Annotated in this window: 9 protein-coding genes and 1 pseudogene; 4 read left to right on the forward strand and 6 right to left on the reverse strand. The window is 63.2% G+C overall.

What is annotated here, in order from left to right; translation table 11 throughout:
* Positions 1 to 139: 139 nt before the first annotated feature.
* Positions 140 to 1441 (reverse strand): MocR-like pyridoxine biosynthesis transcription factor PdxR, encoded by a 1302-nt coding sequence (pdxR, locus tag M5J06_RS10430; protein WP_250224611.1) that lies wholly within the window; start codon positions 1439 to 1441, stop codon positions 140 to 142.
* Positions 1442 to 1522: 81 nt separating this feature from the next.
* Here pdxR and pdxS point away from each other — a divergent pair, with 81 nt between their 5' ends.
* From pdxS to ppc, 3 genes and pseudogenes are all read left to right on the forward strand, one after another.
* A complete protein-coding gene (pdxS, locus tag M5J06_RS10435) occupies positions 1523 to 2425 on the forward strand; it encodes a pyridoxal 5'-phosphate synthase lyase subunit PdxS (RefSeq protein ID WP_250224612.1) in 903 nt (300 codons plus the stop codon).
* 14 nt (positions 2426 to 2439) lie between these two features.
* A complete protein-coding gene (pdxT, locus tag M5J06_RS10440; RefSeq protein WP_250224658.1) occupies positions 2440 to 3132 on the forward strand; it encodes a pyridoxal 5'-phosphate synthase glutaminase subunit PdxT in 693 nt (230 codons plus the stop codon).
* Positions 3133 to 3223: 91 nt separating this feature from the next.
* A pseudogene (ppc, locus tag M5J06_RS10445) lies at positions 3224 to 5966 on the forward strand (phosphoenolpyruvate carboxylase).
* 206 nt (positions 5967 to 6172) lie between these two features.
* On the opposite strand, the gene M5J06_RS10450 reads toward ppc, so the two are convergent.
* The 5 genes from M5J06_RS10450 to M5J06_RS10470 all read right to left on the reverse strand — a co-directional run bounded on the left by M5J06_RS10450 (position 6173) and on the right by M5J06_RS10470 (position 14901).
* A complete protein-coding gene (locus tag M5J06_RS10450; protein ID WP_250224613.1) occupies positions 6173 to 7201 on the reverse strand; it encodes an HNH endonuclease signature motif containing protein in 1029 nt (342 codons plus the stop codon).
* An 82-nt stretch (positions 7202 to 7283) separates the two neighbouring features.
* Positions 7284 to 9335, reverse strand: a complete 2052-nt coding sequence (locus M5J06_RS10455) for a M3 family metallopeptidase (RefSeq protein WP_250224614.1) — start codon at positions 9333 to 9335, stop codon at positions 7284 to 7286.
* A gap of 52 nt (positions 9336 to 9387) precedes the next feature.
* On the reverse strand, positions 9388 to 10746 hold the full coding sequence (locus M5J06_RS10460; protein WP_250224615.1) for a PepSY-associated TM helix domain-containing protein: 1359 nt from the start codon (positions 10744 to 10746) through the stop codon (positions 9388 to 9390).
* 312 nt (positions 10747 to 11058) lie between these two features.
* The gene (locus tag M5J06_RS10465) at positions 11059 to 12537 is read right to left on the reverse strand and encodes an RNA/DNA-binding domain-containing protein (RefSeq protein ID WP_070521413.1); all 1479 of its coding nucleotides are present in this window, start codon (positions 12535 to 12537) and stop codon (positions 11059 to 11061) included.
* 180 nt (positions 12538 to 12717) lie between these two features.
* Entirely contained in the window at positions 12718 to 14901 is a 2184-nt protein-coding gene (locus M5J06_RS10470) for an NADP-dependent isocitrate dehydrogenase (protein ID WP_250224616.1), read from the reverse strand.
* Positions 14902 to 15063: 162 nt separating this feature from the next.
* On the opposite strand from M5J06_RS10470, the gene M5J06_RS10475 reads away from it, so the two are divergent.
* Positions 15064 to 16314, forward strand: coding sequence for an MFS transporter (locus M5J06_RS10475; RefSeq protein ID WP_250224617.1), 1251 nt, complete (start codon positions 15064 to 15066; stop codon positions 16312 to 16314).
* Positions 16315 to 16316 lie beyond the last annotated feature (2 nt).

The following is a 16316-nucleotide window of genomic DNA, read 5'->3' on the forward strand; positions in this document are numbered from 1 at the left end:
CTGTCCAAAAAGTCTTGAGACATCACGACAAGGAAGTCTTTGGACTCCGTGACCAAAAACTATCTGGACTCCCCGTCCAAAAAGCCATTAGACTCCGTGTCCAAAAACTCCATAGACATCACAATAGGGCAGCTACGTGTCAGCTAGTTAAGGCCTGCTTGATCAGCTCCAGCGCGGCGGCGAGTTCGACGTCGCTCAAATGCCCAAAGCCCAAGACCACGCCTTCCTCGGCGGGCGCGCCGCCCCAGTAGTCGCTGAGCGGGGTCAGCGTGAGGCCCAGATCGGCCGCGCGCTGGACGACGCCCTCCTCACACAACAACACCGCATGGAGCCCGCCGTGGATGGGCAGAAGGATAGCGGGGGTGTCTTCCAGCGCGGCTTGGACGAGGTCGCGGCGGCGCTTGTAGGCACGGCGCATTCGGCCGGTATGCCGCCGCAGCGCCCCGCTGGCCAGGTAGTTCGCCAGCGCCGCCTGGGGGATAGCGCCGACGGGCTGGCCGAAGACCTCCCGCACGCGGTCCACGCCCGCGCGCAAGCTCGGCGGCACCACGAGGTAGCCGCAGGCAATCGACGGCGAAATCACCGAGGAAAATGTGCCCAGCAACACCGTGTGTTCCGGAGCGAGCGCGGTCAGCGCGGGCAAGGGCTGGCCCACGTAGCGCAGCTCGGAATCGAAATCGTCCTCGATGATGAGCACGTCGTTGCCGCGCGCCCACTCGACGAGCTCCGCGCGCCGGGCAGCCGGCAGCGAACCGCCATAGGGGTGCTGGTGTGAGGGGGTGACGATGAGAACGTCGAGGTCAACGGTGGGGACGGTGACGCCGTGGGCGTCGGTGGGGATGTCGACAAGCGTGTGGCCCAAGGCCTGGGGGATGCGGCGCAGGCTGGGGTAGCCGGGGGACTCCACCCCCACGCGCAAGTGGCCGCCCAGCGCGCGCAGCAGCACCGACAGCCCGTCGCGGGCGCCGGCGGTGATGACGACATAAGCCGGGTCGACGGTCAGCCCGCGCATGTGGCGCAGGTGCGCGGCCACCTCGCGGGGGAGATCGCCGGAAGGATCCACCGCGGCCTTGCGCCACGCCGCCCTCCATTCGGGGGTGATGATTCCGGCTGTATCGGGCAAACCGGGGGTCAACTCCACGCGCGGTGGGGAAGGTGTGGGCCGTGGAGCAGGATGAGGCTGCGGGGCGCGCCCGTGGGGCAGGTGCGGGTTGATGACGGTGCCCGATCCAACCGCCGCGGTGAGGTAGCCCTCGGCGGTGAGCTGTTCATAGGCGGTGACCACACTGCCTCGGGAAACGCCCAAATCGCGGGCTAGCGATCGCGTCGACGGAACTTGCTCGCCGGGCAGCAGAATGCCCGCCGCGACTTGGGTGCGGAGGGCTTCGGCGATCTGCACCGGCAGCGTGCGCGTATCAGATGGGTCGAGGCGGAAAGACACGGCCCCATCATAAGTGGTCTAATTCAACACTCGGGAAATGGCTCTTGTCTTGGACCAATTTTCTGCGCCACTATGTGAGCTATGACTGAACAGAAGAATGAACAGGGACGCGCCACGACGCGCGTCAAGCGTGGACTAGCTGACATGCTCAAGGGTGGCGTCATCATGGACGTCGTTACCCCGGAGCAGGCACGAATTGCTGAGGACGCAGGTGCGTCCGCCGTCATGGCGCTGGAGCGCGTGCCGGCTGATATCCGTGCCCAGGGCGGCGTGGCCCGCATGTCCGATCCGGACCTCATCGAGGGCATCGTCAACGCTGTGGACATTCCGGTGATGGCGAAGGCCCGCATCGGCCATTTCGTGGAGGCGCAGATCCTCGGCGAGCTGGGTGTGGACTTCATCGACGAGTCCGAGGTACTCAGCCCCGCCGATTACGTCAACCACATCAACAAGTGGGATTTCGACGTGCCCTTCGTCTGCGGTGGTACCAACCTGGGCGAGGCCCTGCGCCGCATCACCGAGGGCGCGGCCATGATCCGCTCCAAGGGTGAGGCCGGCACTGGCGACGTCTCCGAGGCCGTCAAGCACCTGCGCACCATCAAGGGCGAAATCGCGCGCCTCCAGAACCTCGACCGCGACGAGCTCTACGTTGCGGCCAAGGAGCTGCAGGCGCCGTACGACCTGGTTGCTGAGGTGGCGGAGACCGGCAAGCTTCCGGTCGTGCTGTTCGTTGCTGGTGGTGTGGCTACGCCTGCCGACGCCGCCCTCGTCCGCCAAATGGGCGCCGAAGGCGTCTTTGTCGGCTCCGGCATTTTCAAGTCCGGCGAGCCTGCGAAGCGCGCGGAGGCCATCGTGAAGGCAGCGACCCTCTACGACCAACCGGCCGAGCTGGCTAAGATTAGCCGCGGCCTGGGCGAGGCCATGGTGGGCATCAACGTCAACGACATCCCCGCCCCGCACCGCCTGGCCGAGCGCGGTTGGTAGACCCTGTGCCCGCAGTGAAGAAGTCGGCGGACACGACGCGACCGCTCGTCGGCGTGCTCGCGCTGCAAGGCGGAGTGGAAGAGCACATCGCTGTGCTGGAGAGCCTCGGCGCTGCAACGCGCCGGGTGCGCCTGCCCCAGGATCTCGACGGGCTGGACGGAATCATTCTGCCGGGCGGCGAGTCGAGCACCATCGATAAGCTGGCGCGCTCTTTTGACGTCGCGGAGCCGCTGCGCCGCGCCGTCGATGGTGGGCTGCCGGTCCTGGCCACCTGCGCGGGGCTCATCTACAGCGCCCGCGAGCTGGAAAACCCCGCACCGGGCCAGCAGACGCTGGGGCTTATCGACGTCACCGTGCGCCGCAACGCCTTCGGCAACCAGCGCTTCTCTGAGGAGCGCACCGTGCCGGTCGCGATGGAAGGCCAGAGGTCCGGCGAGCCTCTAGCCATCGAGGCGAGCTTCATTCGCGCGCCCATCGTTACCCGCGCGGGTGAGGGCGTCGAGGTCATCGCCACCGTGCCCCTCCCTGCACCTGACATTGTTTCCGGTGGCGAGGGAAGTGGTGCCGGGGCACGAACCCGTCCTGCCGCGGAGCGCGAGGTGATTGTGGGCGTGCGCCAAGGATGTGTCACGGCGTTGAGCTTCCATCCGGAAGAAAACGGCGACTCGCGCCTCCACGCCGCGTGGCTCGCGTCCATTGCCCATTAGCTCTTTCTGCGAATAACTATCGCTCAATAGTGATCTGGGATACATTGAGATGTGCTAGCTGAACACATCACGCCCAGAAAGGCTCCTCGCCGTGAGCACACCCGCCCCAGAACAAGTCCGCGAAGATATCCGCTTCCTCGGCCGGGTGCTCGGCCGGGTCATCGCGCAGCAGGAAGGCGAGGACGTCTTCGAGCTCGTCGAATCGACCCGCCGCATGGCCTTCGACGTGGCGCACGGCGATGCAAAGCCCGAAGACCTCGTCGCCATCTTCCGCGATCTCGACATCACTAAGGTCAACCTCGTGGCCCGTGCATTCAGCTATTTCGCGCTCATCGCCAACCTCGTAGAGGATCTGGATGACGAGTCCGTTGAAGCGCCCGTCTCCCTGCGCAAGACATTCGCCAAGCTCAAGGAAGAAGGCGTCACGCCAACCGACGCCTCCTCCGTCATCCGCGGCGCGCACGTCGCCCCCGTTCTCACCGCGCACCCCACCGAAACCCGCCGCCGCACCGTCTTTGATACGCAAACCCGCATCAAGACTCTCCTCAAGGAATCACACCGCGGTGGCGACATGGCGGCAATCGAGAAGGAAATGTACCTGCGCATGACGCTGCTCTGGCAGACGGCGCTGATTCGCATCGCTCGGCCCACCCTCGAAGACGAGATTGACGTCGGCCTGCGCTACTACAAACTGTCGCTGCTTGACCAGGTCCCTGCCCTCAACCGCGCCATTCGCCACGCCATGCGTGAGACCTTTGGCCAGCAGCTTCCTGATTCCCCCGTCGTCCGCCCCGGCTCCTGGATTGGCGGCGACCATGACGGCAACCCGTACGTCGACGAGCACACCCTGACCTATGCCACCCGCAAGGCCGCGGCGACGGTGCTCCAGTACTACGCCGACGAGCTCGGTGAGCTGGAGCGCGAGCTCTCCCTGTCAGACCGCTATTCCTCCAGCTCCAAGGAGCTGGGCGCGCTTGCCGACGCCTCCCACAACGACGAAAAATCCCGCGTCGACGAACCCTACCGCCGGGCAATCTTCGGCATCCGGAAGAAGGTGTTGGCGAGGTTGGAGGGGGAGGCGTCGCCAAGCGCCTATGCGTCGCCGGAGGAACTCAAACGTGACCTGGACGTGATCGACCGCTCGCTGCGCCAGTTCAACGATGACATCATCGCCGATGACCGCTTGGCTCGGTTGCGCTCGGCGGTAACCACGTTTGGATTCCATCTTTCGACGCTGGACATGCGCCAGAATTCGGAGTCCTTCGAGAACGTTCTCACCGAGGTTTTCGCCGCGGCCTCTATCACCCCGGACTACCGCGCGCTGGGAGAGGAGGAGAAGGTCGCGCTGCTCGTGCGCGAACTGCAGACCAACCGCCCGCTGCTTTTCCCCGACGCTGAGAAGGGGTTCAGCGAGGATACCGCGAAGGAGCTGGGCATCTTCCGCGCGGCCGCGCGCTGTGCGGGACTTTGGGCCGGAGTCGGTGTCGCACTGCATTATTTCTATGACCGGAACCGTCTCCGACATTCTGGAGCCGATGGTCCTGCTCAAGGAGGTGGGGCTGGGCCAGGTGGACGTGGTGCCGCTGTTTGAGACCATCGAGGATTTGAAGGCCGGCGCCGGCATCCTGGAGAAGCTGTGGCAGGTGCCCGTGTACCGCGAGCATCTGCGCTCGCGCGGGGATATCCAAGAAGTCATGTTGGGGTACTCGGATTCCAACAAGGACGGCGGGTATTTGCAGGCGAACTGGGCGCTATACGACGCCGAACTGGCCCTCGTTGAGCTCTGCGCGCGCCACGGCGTGGAGTTGCGGCTGGCGCATGGCCGCGGTGGGGCGGTGGGCCGGGGTGGTGGCCCGACGTATGATGCGATTCTGGCGCAGCCGAAGGGCGCGGTGTCGGGTTCGGTGCGTATCACCGAGCAAGGAGAGGTGATTTCTGCGAAGTACGGTGCGCCGGAGACCGCGCGCCGCCACTTGGAGGCGTTTGTTTCCGGAGCGCTGGAGGCATCGTTGTTGGATACCGAGCCGATTGCGGATCCGGAGCGCGCCTACGAGATCATGCGCGAGCTGGCAGCGTTGAGTGGCGTGGCCTACCGCCAGCTTGTCGACGACCCCGGGTTCATCACCTACTTCACCCAGTCCACCCCGCTGCACGAGATTGGCGAGCTTAACCTGGGGTCGCGCCCGACCTCGCGCAAGCAGACCACCGCGATTACGGATTTGCGTGCGATTCCCTGGGTGCTGTCGTGGTCACAGTCTCGTACCAACATTCCGGGCTGGTTCGGCGTGGGCAGCGCGGTGACGGCGTGGGTTCAGCAACCCTCCGGAGGATCGACAGCCTCCGGAGGTACAGCAAGAGCGGTAAATGCCACAGCGGATGTAGCAGTGACCGAGAAGGCTGGAGCAGATACCGGAGCTGGAGAAGAAAAGCGCTGGGAGGAGCTGCGCGAGCTGTATCGCACGTGGCCCTTCTTCCGTTCTGTGTTTGCCAACATGGCGCAGGTCATGGCCAAGGCGGAGATGCAGCTGGCGCGTCTGTACGCCAACTTGGTCGACGACAAGGACACCGCAGACCGTATCTTTGGCCTGATATCCGAGGAATTTGAGCGCACCCGCGAGGTCTACCTCAAGGTCACCGGAAACGCGGATCTGGTGAGCGAGAATCAGCGCCAAGCACGTTCACTCAAGCGGCGCTATCCTTACCTGCTTCCGCTCAACGCCGTCCAGTTGGAGTTGCTGCGCCGCTACCGCCGCGGCGATGACCAGTTCCTGGTATCCAAGACCATCCAGGTCACGATGAACGGACTAGCCACCGCGCTGCGCAACGCCGGCTAAACCGCCCGCCCGGCCAACCGGCACGGCCAAAATTCCTGCAGGACAGGCTTGAGCGGATGATCAGTTCCATGAGGTAAGTCGGCACGCCGAATGCCCCGCGAGGAGGTGATTTCCTGCGGGGTTCGGTTCAATCATGCACCTTGCCCGGCTTTACGCTGCCAAGATGAGTGCTGCCAAGCTGGGCGCTGCCAAGGTGGGCGTGGTGGCTAGTTGAAGGCGCTGGTGAAGACCGGCGCGGCGTCGTATGGCGGGATCCATGCCACCCGCCCGCCGATGCGATCCATGCGGCCGCGTGAGGGCGGGGCATCGGGGTCGTCGTCGTTGACTCCGTTGTGGTACGGGCACAGCGGCACCAGGTTGAGGATGTTGGTGGGCCCGCCGCGGGCCCAGGCCTTGATGTGGTGGATCTGGCACTTCTCAAAAGGAACCTTGCAGCCCTCCCAGGCGCAGCAGGGATTCTCCGCGGCCAAGGCAAGACGCTGCTTGGCGGTGGCGAAGCGCTGAAAGCGGAAGACATCGAGCGGACCGTGTTCGCGGCTGACCGCCACGATAACCCCCTTGTCCAGCAAAGCGCGCTCCACCAGCTGCGAGCCGGTCATCGTCGCGCCACTGGTGGTGCGGACGATGAACTCTTCGCCATCCTTCTCCGTATTGCCCTTGAGCAGCTCGGCGTAGTCATCGAGCTGCAGGACCGCCATGGTGGCAACCTCAGTCTTGACGACGCCGCCCTCCAGATTCTCCAGGAAGCTCTCGCCGGGGCGTTCCTGGTCGATGCCCTCGAATACGCCAGTCAGCTGGAGCGAGTCCGCCGTCACGGTGAGCGTGGCAAGGCCGTTGCCATGCTGGGTGAGCTTGGCGCGCTCGGCATACGTGCGGGGTTTGCGCATTTGACGCAGGCGCTTGCGCGCTACCTTTTCCACCAGCTCCGCGCTGGTCTGGCACAGCTCCACGCGCAAATCCCATGCTTTGTTGTGGTCCCGAACTTTGGCCACGAAGTGCTCGATAAGCTGCAAGGTCACCAGCCCGTGTCCCCGCCGGCGCGCGGCTTCGACCGCTGTGCGCTGTTTCTTCGTCGAGGATGTGTGCCCGAAGTAGGTGTGGTGGAGGGAGAGGAACACGGTGGCGTCGGCAGGCGCGGCGCCGAGGGCGACTAGGTCAGATTCAGACAGACCCGCGCACTCGGCCACCAAGTCAATGGCGCGGCCGAGGGCGGCGAAGAAGGTCTGCAATCTCATACCCCGCAGCCTAAAAGCGCTCCATCCCGCCGCCAAGCCCCGAACTAGCCATCCGACGAAATCTGTGGATAACTAGTCGGCACTAGGCCCCGGCGAGGCCGCGGCGCTTGAGCAGCGGCGCGACGTCCTTGTCGCGGCCGCGGAATTCGCGGTAAGCCTCCGTGAAGTCGCGGGATGCGCCCTTCGACAGGATGACATCGCGGAACTTCTGGCCGGCCTCGCGGAGGTCGGTCTGCTCCTTGAACCACTCGAAACCATCGGCGTCGAGCGCCTCGGCCCAGAGATAGGAGTAGTAGCCCGCGGAGTAGCCACCGGCAAAGATGTGGTTGAAGTACGTCGAGCGATAGCGCGGCGCGATGAGCTCGTTGTCCAGCCCGGCCGCGCGCAGGGACTCGGCCTCAAACTCGGCGACGGCCTCCGGGGTAGCCTCCAACTTGGCGGCCTCGGCAGCACTCAGGGAATGCCACGCGAGGTCGATGATCGATGCTCCCAGATACTCCGAGGTAGCGAATCCCTGGCCGAATTCGGAGGCGGCGGAGATGGCAGCGAGAAGCTCGTCCGGAATAGGTTCGCCGGTCTCCACGTGGCGGGCGTATTCCTTGACCAGTCTCTCATCGAGCGCCCAGTTCTCGTTGATCTGCGAGGGGAACTCCACCCAGTCGCGCGGCACGTTGGTGCCGGCGAAGGTGGGGTAGCGGACGTCGGAAAGCAGGCCGTGCAGGGCGTGGCCGAATTCGTGGAAGACGGTGCGGACCTCGTCCATGCTCAGCAGCGGCTGGGAGCCGTCGGCGGGCTTGGTGATGCCCATGACGTTGACGATGACCGGCTTGCGCTCCAGCAGCCGGGATTGGCCCACGAACTCGCTCATCCATGCGCCTCCGCGCTTGGTGGGGCGCCCAAAGTAGTCGGTAAGAAGAAGACCGATCTCCTTATCTCCGTGCGAGTCGATATCTACGTGCGGGACGTTTCCGTCCCGCACCTCCCAGACGCGAACCCCCTCCGCGTAGCCCTCGAGGTCATCGCGCGGGATAACGGTGATGCCGTAAAGCCGCTCGGCGGCGGCGAAGACGCCCTTCTCCAGGACCTGGTCCAGTGGGAAGTACTTGCGCAGCTCCTCCTCATCGAGGGAGAAGTCGCGGGCGCGGACCTTGGATTCCCAATAAGGCCAGTCCGCCGCGCTAAAACCCTGACCGTTGAGCGTTGCTTCCTCTGCGAGGAGCTTCTGCTCGCCTTCGGCGTTGGCCGCGGCGGCGGGGGCGAGGTCGAAGAGCATGGTGCGGGCGGCGTCGGCAGTCGCGGCGGTTTCTTCGGCGATGACGTAGTCGGCATGCGTGGCAAAGCCCAGCAGCTCGGCGCGCTCGGCGCGCAGCTGGACGGCCTCGATGAGACCCGGGATGTTGTTCTCGGAGCCTCTGCTTGCCGACGCCCCATACAGCCTCCCCCTCGCATCCTCCCGCGCCAGGCGGCTCAGCTCGGACTGCACGGTCGGCAGCTCCAGCGGGATGACATAGCCCTCGCGGCCTAACGCCTCGGCGTCGGCCTTGGCGGAGGCGATGCGCTCGGCGGGCAGACCCTCGAGTTCCTCCTCGGTGAAGGAGACCGCGCGCTCGCGGGTAGACGCCATGAGGTTTCGGCCGAATTCTTCAGAGAGCGCGGAGAGGCGCTGGTTGATCTCGGACAGGCGGGCCTTGCCGGCTGCGTCGAGGTCGGCACCCTTGCGGGCAAAGGTACGCAGGAGGTGGTCGTGGAGGCGCTGGCCTTCGGCGTCGTCGGCAGGAGGCGTGGCCTCCTTGATGCGCGCGTAGAGCACCTCGTTCTGGTAGATCGCGTCATAGTGCGCGGACAGGCGCGGGTAGATGTCGGCGGCGATCTCCTCCATCTCCTCGGTGACGTCCGTGCCGGAAAGGTTGCCGAAGACCGCCATAACGCGGTCGAGGTCCTGGCCGGAGCGCTCGAGCGCCTCCACGGTGTTTTCCCATGTGGGGGCAGCGGGGTTGTCGGTGATGGAGGCGATCTCGGCGTCGTGAAGCGCGAGTGCCTCGTCGAAGGCGGGGCGGTAGTGCTCGACCTTGATCTCCGCAAACGGCGGGAGCTGGTAGGGCAGCGTGGAGGGAGTCAGCAGTGGGTTAGTCATAAGAAACTACCGTACCTAATAAGCTCCGCCCTATGTGATTGCTTTCACTAAATTATCCGACCGGGACTGGCGTGCGTTCCTTGCGCTGGGTTGTGGCACGGTTCACCAGAATGACATCGAGAACCAGGAAAGCTGCCAAGGTGATTCCTAAGAGCGGCAGGAAGACTCCGACGGTGGCGGCGAATAGCGCGCCCAACCCTGTGGCGGCCCAGGAGAAGTGGGCAGTCGGGAGGAAGCGCGGGCGGCGTTTCCACCACATGTAGTAGCCCAGCACCACCAGCGCGGCGGTGGCGAGGCCCAGTGCGAGCAGCGCGATCTGCAGTGGAAGGCCGAACATGATCCCCATGTGCAGGTACGTGCCCCAGCTGCTGAGTTTGCTAAACAGCGGCAGGCTGGAGAAAGGCTGCCGGTCGATGACCTCTCCGGTGGCGCCATCCACCGAGAGCGCATCGGAGGTGGTGCGCCATTCCACCCACCGTTCGCTGACCTGCCAGGCGGAGTGGGCGTCCTCCGGCGGGTACAGGCGCAGCGGTCCGGTCAGTCCCTCGGCGCGGCCGGTGGCGAGGACGCGCTCGGCGTCGGCAGCCACGCTCGCGCTTGCCGACGCCCCATGCCCTTCATGGCCTTCATGCCCGGTGTGCTCGTGTGTTTCAGCGGTGGTGCCGTGCAGGGCGGTGTTGATGGGAGTGGCTTTCCAGTGCATGCGCTCGACGAGGGAATCGACGTTGTCGCCGGCTAGACCAGACCAAGTGATGCCGGTGGCAGACAGCCCCAGCAGGCCGATGAATATCCAAGCCCCGACGGTGGAATGCAGGCGGGTGGCCTTCCAGCGGGCAGAGCGCTTGGGCTGCTGCTGCGCGGTGTTCGCGGTTGCTTTGTTCTTCGGGCGGCGGCGAATCCACCACATGTAGAGGCCTCCACAGGCCATGACCCACAGCCAGGAAGCGGCTAGCTCCGAGTAGAGCTCACCGACCTTGCCCAGGTGGAAGCTTTCGTGCAGGGAGGAAATCCAGCGGCGCAGCGGCATCTCGCCTAAGCCGGAATAGGTGGGGTAGTCGCCGATGACCTCGGCGGTGGCGGGGTCGATGAAGACGGTGCGCTGCAGGCTCTCGTCGATGCTTTCATCGGAGACCAGCACGCGCGTGGAATCCGTCGGTGTCGTGGCGGGCCAGACCTGAGTGACCGGCATGTCAGGGTGCTCGTGCTGTGCGGCCTGGATTTGTTGCTCCAAGCTCAGCGGATTCTCCACGGTAGGCACCGTCAATACGTCGTGGTAGACCACTTTCTCCAGGGAGGGCGCCACGGCATAAAGACAGCCGGTCAATGCCGCGATGAGGATGAAGGGGCCGACGAACATGCCGCCATAAAAGTGGATGCGTTGAATGAAGGATCGCAGAGCCGTCCGACTCATAAGTAGTGCTCTTTCGGGGTCTATCGATTAGGGCCCCTGTTGAACGTTCGAGGGGCGTTCAGGAGGGGCGATGGACAGGTGCTGATATCAACTGCACTAGTAGTCGGAGGCGAGGGTTTCTCGGTTCCCAGGTATTGAAAAACTTTTTAACTAACTGGGGTCCTCGGCATGAAAAGGGCGAGAAATTCGCGAGATAAGGCGCGAGAAGCAAGAAACAGTCAAGAAAAAGTCTTCGCAGCTCAACGGGTAAAAATAGCGTCGCGGAGTGCTGTTTTAGGCCTGTTTGTGGTTAATGAAGCAAGAAAGCGATCCCTATTCGCTCCAGAACGGAACATAGCGCAACGAACGCGGACCGGCGTTGGGATCGTAGGCATGGATGAGTCCTTCCTCGACGGTGGCGGCAAGCAGGCGTGTGGCCTGAGCGGCTTGTGAATTCTTCAGCCCGAAGCGCTGACGGATTGAGGAATTGTTAACGGGGAGGTTCTCGAGGAAGCGAAGGCAAGCGTGTTGATAGACGGCTTGGGTCTTTTCTTCCATAGTCATCAGCGCAAAGGGGCGGTAGGCGCTGAGGGAGACGGTGGTACTTCCGTTGGCGCGAATGAGAGCAGGTGGGAAGTGCTCGGCTTCGAGTGAAGAGACGATTTTATCCCAGCCACTTCCGCGTTGCTCGACAAAATGCGCCAGACGTAAAGCTTCACCGAGATGGGTATTGCGTGTGGTGGACGCCGAGTCAATGAACCGTTGGGGGTCGATAAGCGGGGTGCCTGGGTTGGTTACTTCGACCCGATCGCTGAAAATCTCCACGGTTAAGAACCGGCCACGCTGTTCAAGATCCTGGTGCATGAGCGCATTTGCTAGCACCTCGCGGAAGGCTACCGTTGGCAACAACGGAGTCACTACGCGCTTACCACTGGAATCAATATGTTCGCCACCTGGACGAATGGTGTTGAAGAGCGTGACTATGTGGGTGAAGGAAGACGCATAGCCTTCGGTGAATTCCCATTCTCGTTCCACCTCCGTGCGTGAAGGACCGTTGAAATGTAGGACGCGGGGAGCGCGCCCGCGCAGCTCCGGAAAGTCCTGAAGAGAGCGCGCATACATGAGCGCGGACCAAGCCGGAATATGCCAGCCTTGCTCGTGTGAGTAGGAGATGGCTTTGGCGCTCCTCAACGTGTCGATGAGGGCGGCGCCTGTCGTATGTGGGAGTTCCGGTCTATTAAGGAAGAAAGCCTCAGGATCAAGCAGGTCGGTAATCGATTCGGGCTCAAGGCCCTCGGCCACTACTGTGTTCTCAAATTCGAACTGGTTGAGTTTTTGCCAGAGCTGACGTTCCTCATTGGGAAAGTCCATGAGGTTTTTCATGTAGCTGCCCTTGCGGAAATACCGCTTCCCTTCGAAGGAATACGGGGCGGACAATGCGGCGGGGATGCGCAGAAGCACAACGAGATGTCCATCAACCGTGATCTCGTCGAAGGTCAGTTCAGGGGCTGGGCTAATGACGCGGTTGAGCCAAGGAAGGAGATCCTCGTTTCCCTTCCCTTTGGTGAGCTGCCAATTAAAGGTCGTCCCGACGATGGTTCGGTCGTCGTTGACACCCCACACGAGATATCCCGCAGGCTCATCATGCAGGCGCGCCGAATTTCCCAAGGCGCAAGCATATTTCGCAATCTCCGCGCCGGAGGATAGCTTGTTTACCTTGAACTCGAGCCACGGTAGCTCAGCCGGAAGCGTTGTAAACCGTTTCACGCGGGCTACAAGTTGTTCCTCAGGCGCAGTATTGATGGGAGTCATGAGTAAAAGTATGCGCGAGAAGCAAGAAACAGTCAAGAAAAAGTCTTCGAAGCTCAACGGGTAAAAATAGCGTCGCGGAGTGCTGTTTTAGGCCTGTTTGTGGTTAATGAAGCAAGAAAAGACCGCCTCGAACTCCGGGGAGGAGACGAAGCGGTCTTTTGTTAAGCGCCTAGCGCAGAATTACTTCTTCAGGCCGTCAATGATTTCGTTGAAGGCAGCAACCGGGCGCATGGTCTGGTTGAGCTTCTCCTCGTTCGGGGCGTAGTAGCCGCCGAGGTCGACGGGGGAGCCCTGGACGTCGAGAAGCGCCTGCTCAATCTCGCCAGCCTTGGCCTCGAGGGCCTCAGCAACCGGCTTGAAGGCCTCGGCCAGCTCGGCGTCGTCAGTCTGCGCAGCCAGCTCCTTGGCCCAGTTGAGGGTCAGGAAGAAGTGGGAGCCGCGGTTGTCGTTCTCGCCCACCTTGCGGGACGGGGACTTGCCCTCATCCAGCAGGGTCTCGGTGGCCTTGTCCAACGCAGCGGCCAGCACACCAGCCTTGGCGTTGCCGTTGGTGTTGTGCTCGTGGCGGAAGGACTCAGCCAGGGCCAGGAACTCACCGAGGGAGTCCCAGCGCAGGTGGTTCTCCTCCTGAACCTGCTGGACGTGCTTCGGAGCGGAGCCGCCGGCACCGGTCTCGAACAGGCCGCCGCCAGCCATGAGCGGAACCACGGACAGCATCTTCGCGGAGGTGCCCAGCTCGAGGATGGGGAAGAGGTCGGTGTTGTAGTCACGCAGGACGTTACCGGTCACGGAGATGGTGTCCTCGCCCTTGCGGATGCGCTCCACGGAAATCTTGGTTGCGGTGACCGGATCCTCGATGGAGATGTCCAGGCCCTCGGTGTCGTGATCCTGCAGGTACTTCTTGACCAGCTCGATGAGGTTGGCGTCGTGGCCGCGCTCCGGGTCGAGCCAGAAGATGGCCTTCATGCCGGACAGGCGGGCACGGTTGACAGCCAGCTTGACCCAGTCCTGGATCGGGGCGTCCTTGGTCTGGCAGGCGCGCCAGATATCGCCAGCTTCCACGTCGTGGGAGATGAGAGCCTCACCCTTGGAGTTGCGAACCTCAACGGTGCCCGCAGCCGGCACCTTGAAGGTCTTGTTGTGGGAGCCGTACTCCTCAGCCTTCTGTGCCATGAGGCCGACGTTCGGGACGGTACCCATGGTGGTCGGGTCGTAGGCGCCGTTGGCCTTGCAGTCCTCGATCACGGCCTGGTAGACACCGGCGTAAGAGGAATCCGGGATGACGGCGAGGGTGTCCTGCTCCTCGTCGTTCTTGTTCCACATGTGGCCGGAGGTGCGGATCATGGCCGGCATGGAGGCGTCAATAATGACGTCAGACGGAACGTGCAGGTTGGTAATGCCCTTGTGGGAGTTGACCATGGCGAGGTCAGGACCGTCGGCAAGCGCGGCGTCGAAGGCAGCCTTGATCTCAGCACCGTTCTCGAGCTTGTCCAGCCCCTCGTAGATAGCGCCCAGGCCGTTCTCGCCATTGAGGCCAGCGGCCTCGAGCTCCTCGCCGTACTTCTCAAAGACGTCAGCGAAGAAAGCGCGCACCACGTGGCCGAAGATGATGGGGTCAGAGACCTTCATCATGGTGGCCTTGAGGTGAGCGGAGAAGAGAACGCCCTCTTCCTTGGCGCGGGCAACCTGCGCCTTGAGGAACTCATCGAGTGCCTTGGCGGACATGAAGGTGCCGTCGATGACCTCGCCCTTGAGGACCGGCAGCTTCTCCAGCAGGGTCTGCTCGCCTTCGGCGGTCTTCAGGACGATGGAGAGGGTGTCCTCCTCCGGCATGATGACGGACTTCTCGTTGTGGCGGAAGTCGTTAGCGTCCATGGTGGCCACGTTGGTCTTGGAATCAGCGGACCAAGCGCCCATCTTGTGCGGGTTCTTCTTAGCGAAGTTCTTGACCGCAATCGGAGCGCGGCGGTCAGAGTTGCCCTCACGCAGAACCGGGTTGACGGCGGAGCCCTTGACGGCGTCGTACTTCTCCTGAGCCTCTTCGTACTCCGGGAGATCAAAACCGGCTGCCTGCAGCTCAGCAATAGCCTTCTTCAGCTGCACCAGGGAAGCGGAGATGTTCGGCAGCTTAATGATGTTGGCTTCCGGGGTCTTAGCCAGCTGGCCAAGCTCAGCCAGGGCGTCGGAAACCTTCTTGTCACCAAGGCGCTCCGGGAACTGGGCCAGGATGCGGCCGGCCAGGGAAATGTCGCGGGTTTCTACCTCGATGCCCGCGGTGGAAGCGAAGGCCTCCACGACCGGCTTGAAGGAGTAGGTCGCCAGCAGCGGCGCCTCGTCGGTACGGGTCCAGATAATCTTTGCCATGGTTCTCCTAAAGAAGTTGAAAACTGTTCAACCTCACAGGATACCTGTCTTATTTTCTCGCGGTGCCGGTCCCCCTGTGACTCGCGCCACCAGCGGGGCGGGGCTGTGTGATTGCTAGGGCCTTCTCGTCTGCGCGCGGGAAAGGGACTAAGGTACGCGCACGTGAATTTCCCGCACTCCGCTCCCCGCATCCAACGCCGTCCCGTCCCGCGCCAAACGGAAATCTCCTCAGCCCGCCGCACCATCGTCATGATCGCCATGGCGCTGGGTGCCTTCGCCATCGGCACCACGGAGTTCACCTCGATGGGCCTGCTGCCGCTCATCGCGGATGATTTCGGGATTACGGAAGACACGGCGTCGGTAGTCATCTCCGTCTACGCGCTCGGCGTCGTCGTGGGCGCTCCGGTCATCGCAGCACTCACGGGCAAGCTCCCACGCCGCCGCCTCATTATCCTGCTTATTGGATTCTTGCTCGTGGGCAACCTGCTCACGGCCGTGGCCCCGAACTACGGAGTTCTGCTGGTGGCGCGCTTCATCGCTGGCCTGCCGCACGGCGCGTACTTCTCCGTAGCTAACCTGGCGGCGGTATCGATGGCGCCGCCGGGCCGCCAAGGTTTTGCCATGTCGATGGTGGGCATGGGCCTGTCCATCGCCACCGTGATCGGAGTGCCCGCGGCCCAGGCCCTAGGCCAAGGATTGGGCTGGCATGCGGCGTACTTTTTGGTCGTGGCCATTGCGGGGCTCACGATGGTCCTGCTCTTTTTCCTCTTCCCGCACATGACGCGCATGCCACAAACAGATATGTTTACTGAGCTTGGCGCGTTGAAAAACAGCCAGGTTCTGCTCACAGTCTTCCTCGGCACCGTTGGCTTCGGCGGCATGTTCGCCGTTTATACCTACATCACGTGGACCATGACGGACGTCGCCGGCATGGACCCGAGCCACACGTGGATTGTGCTCATGGCCTATGGCATCGGCATGACCACAGGCAACGTCGCCGGTGGCTGGTTGGCGGACCGTAACCTGGAATTCGGCATCATTTTTGCCCTTATCTGCATGGTTAGTGTGTCGGTGACCTTCTACTTCGTGGCGCACAGCGCGTGGGCGGGCACGATTGTCTTTGGTGTCTTGGCCTTCTTCGGCTCCATCCTTGTGCCGTCGTTGCAGCTGCGCTTGGTCAACGTGGCGGGGGATGCGCAGACCTTGGCGGCGGCGCTGAACCAGTCCGCCCTCAACATCGCTAATGCAGCGGGCGCGGCCATCGGCGGCGCAGTCGTGGGCGCGGGCTACTCCTATAACTCCACCGCGCTGGCCGGGGCGGGCCTGGCGGTGGCAGGCTGCCTCACCTGGGGTGTCACCATGTGGGACAAGCGCCGTCTAGCCCCTTCCGTGAAGATTATTGAGCAGAGTTAGAC

The organism is Corynebacterium intestinale (assembly GCF_023574125.1).
In the GTDB taxonomy this organism is placed as follows: Bacteria; Actinomycetota; Actinomycetes; order Mycobacteriales; family Mycobacteriaceae; genus Corynebacterium; species Corynebacterium hesseae.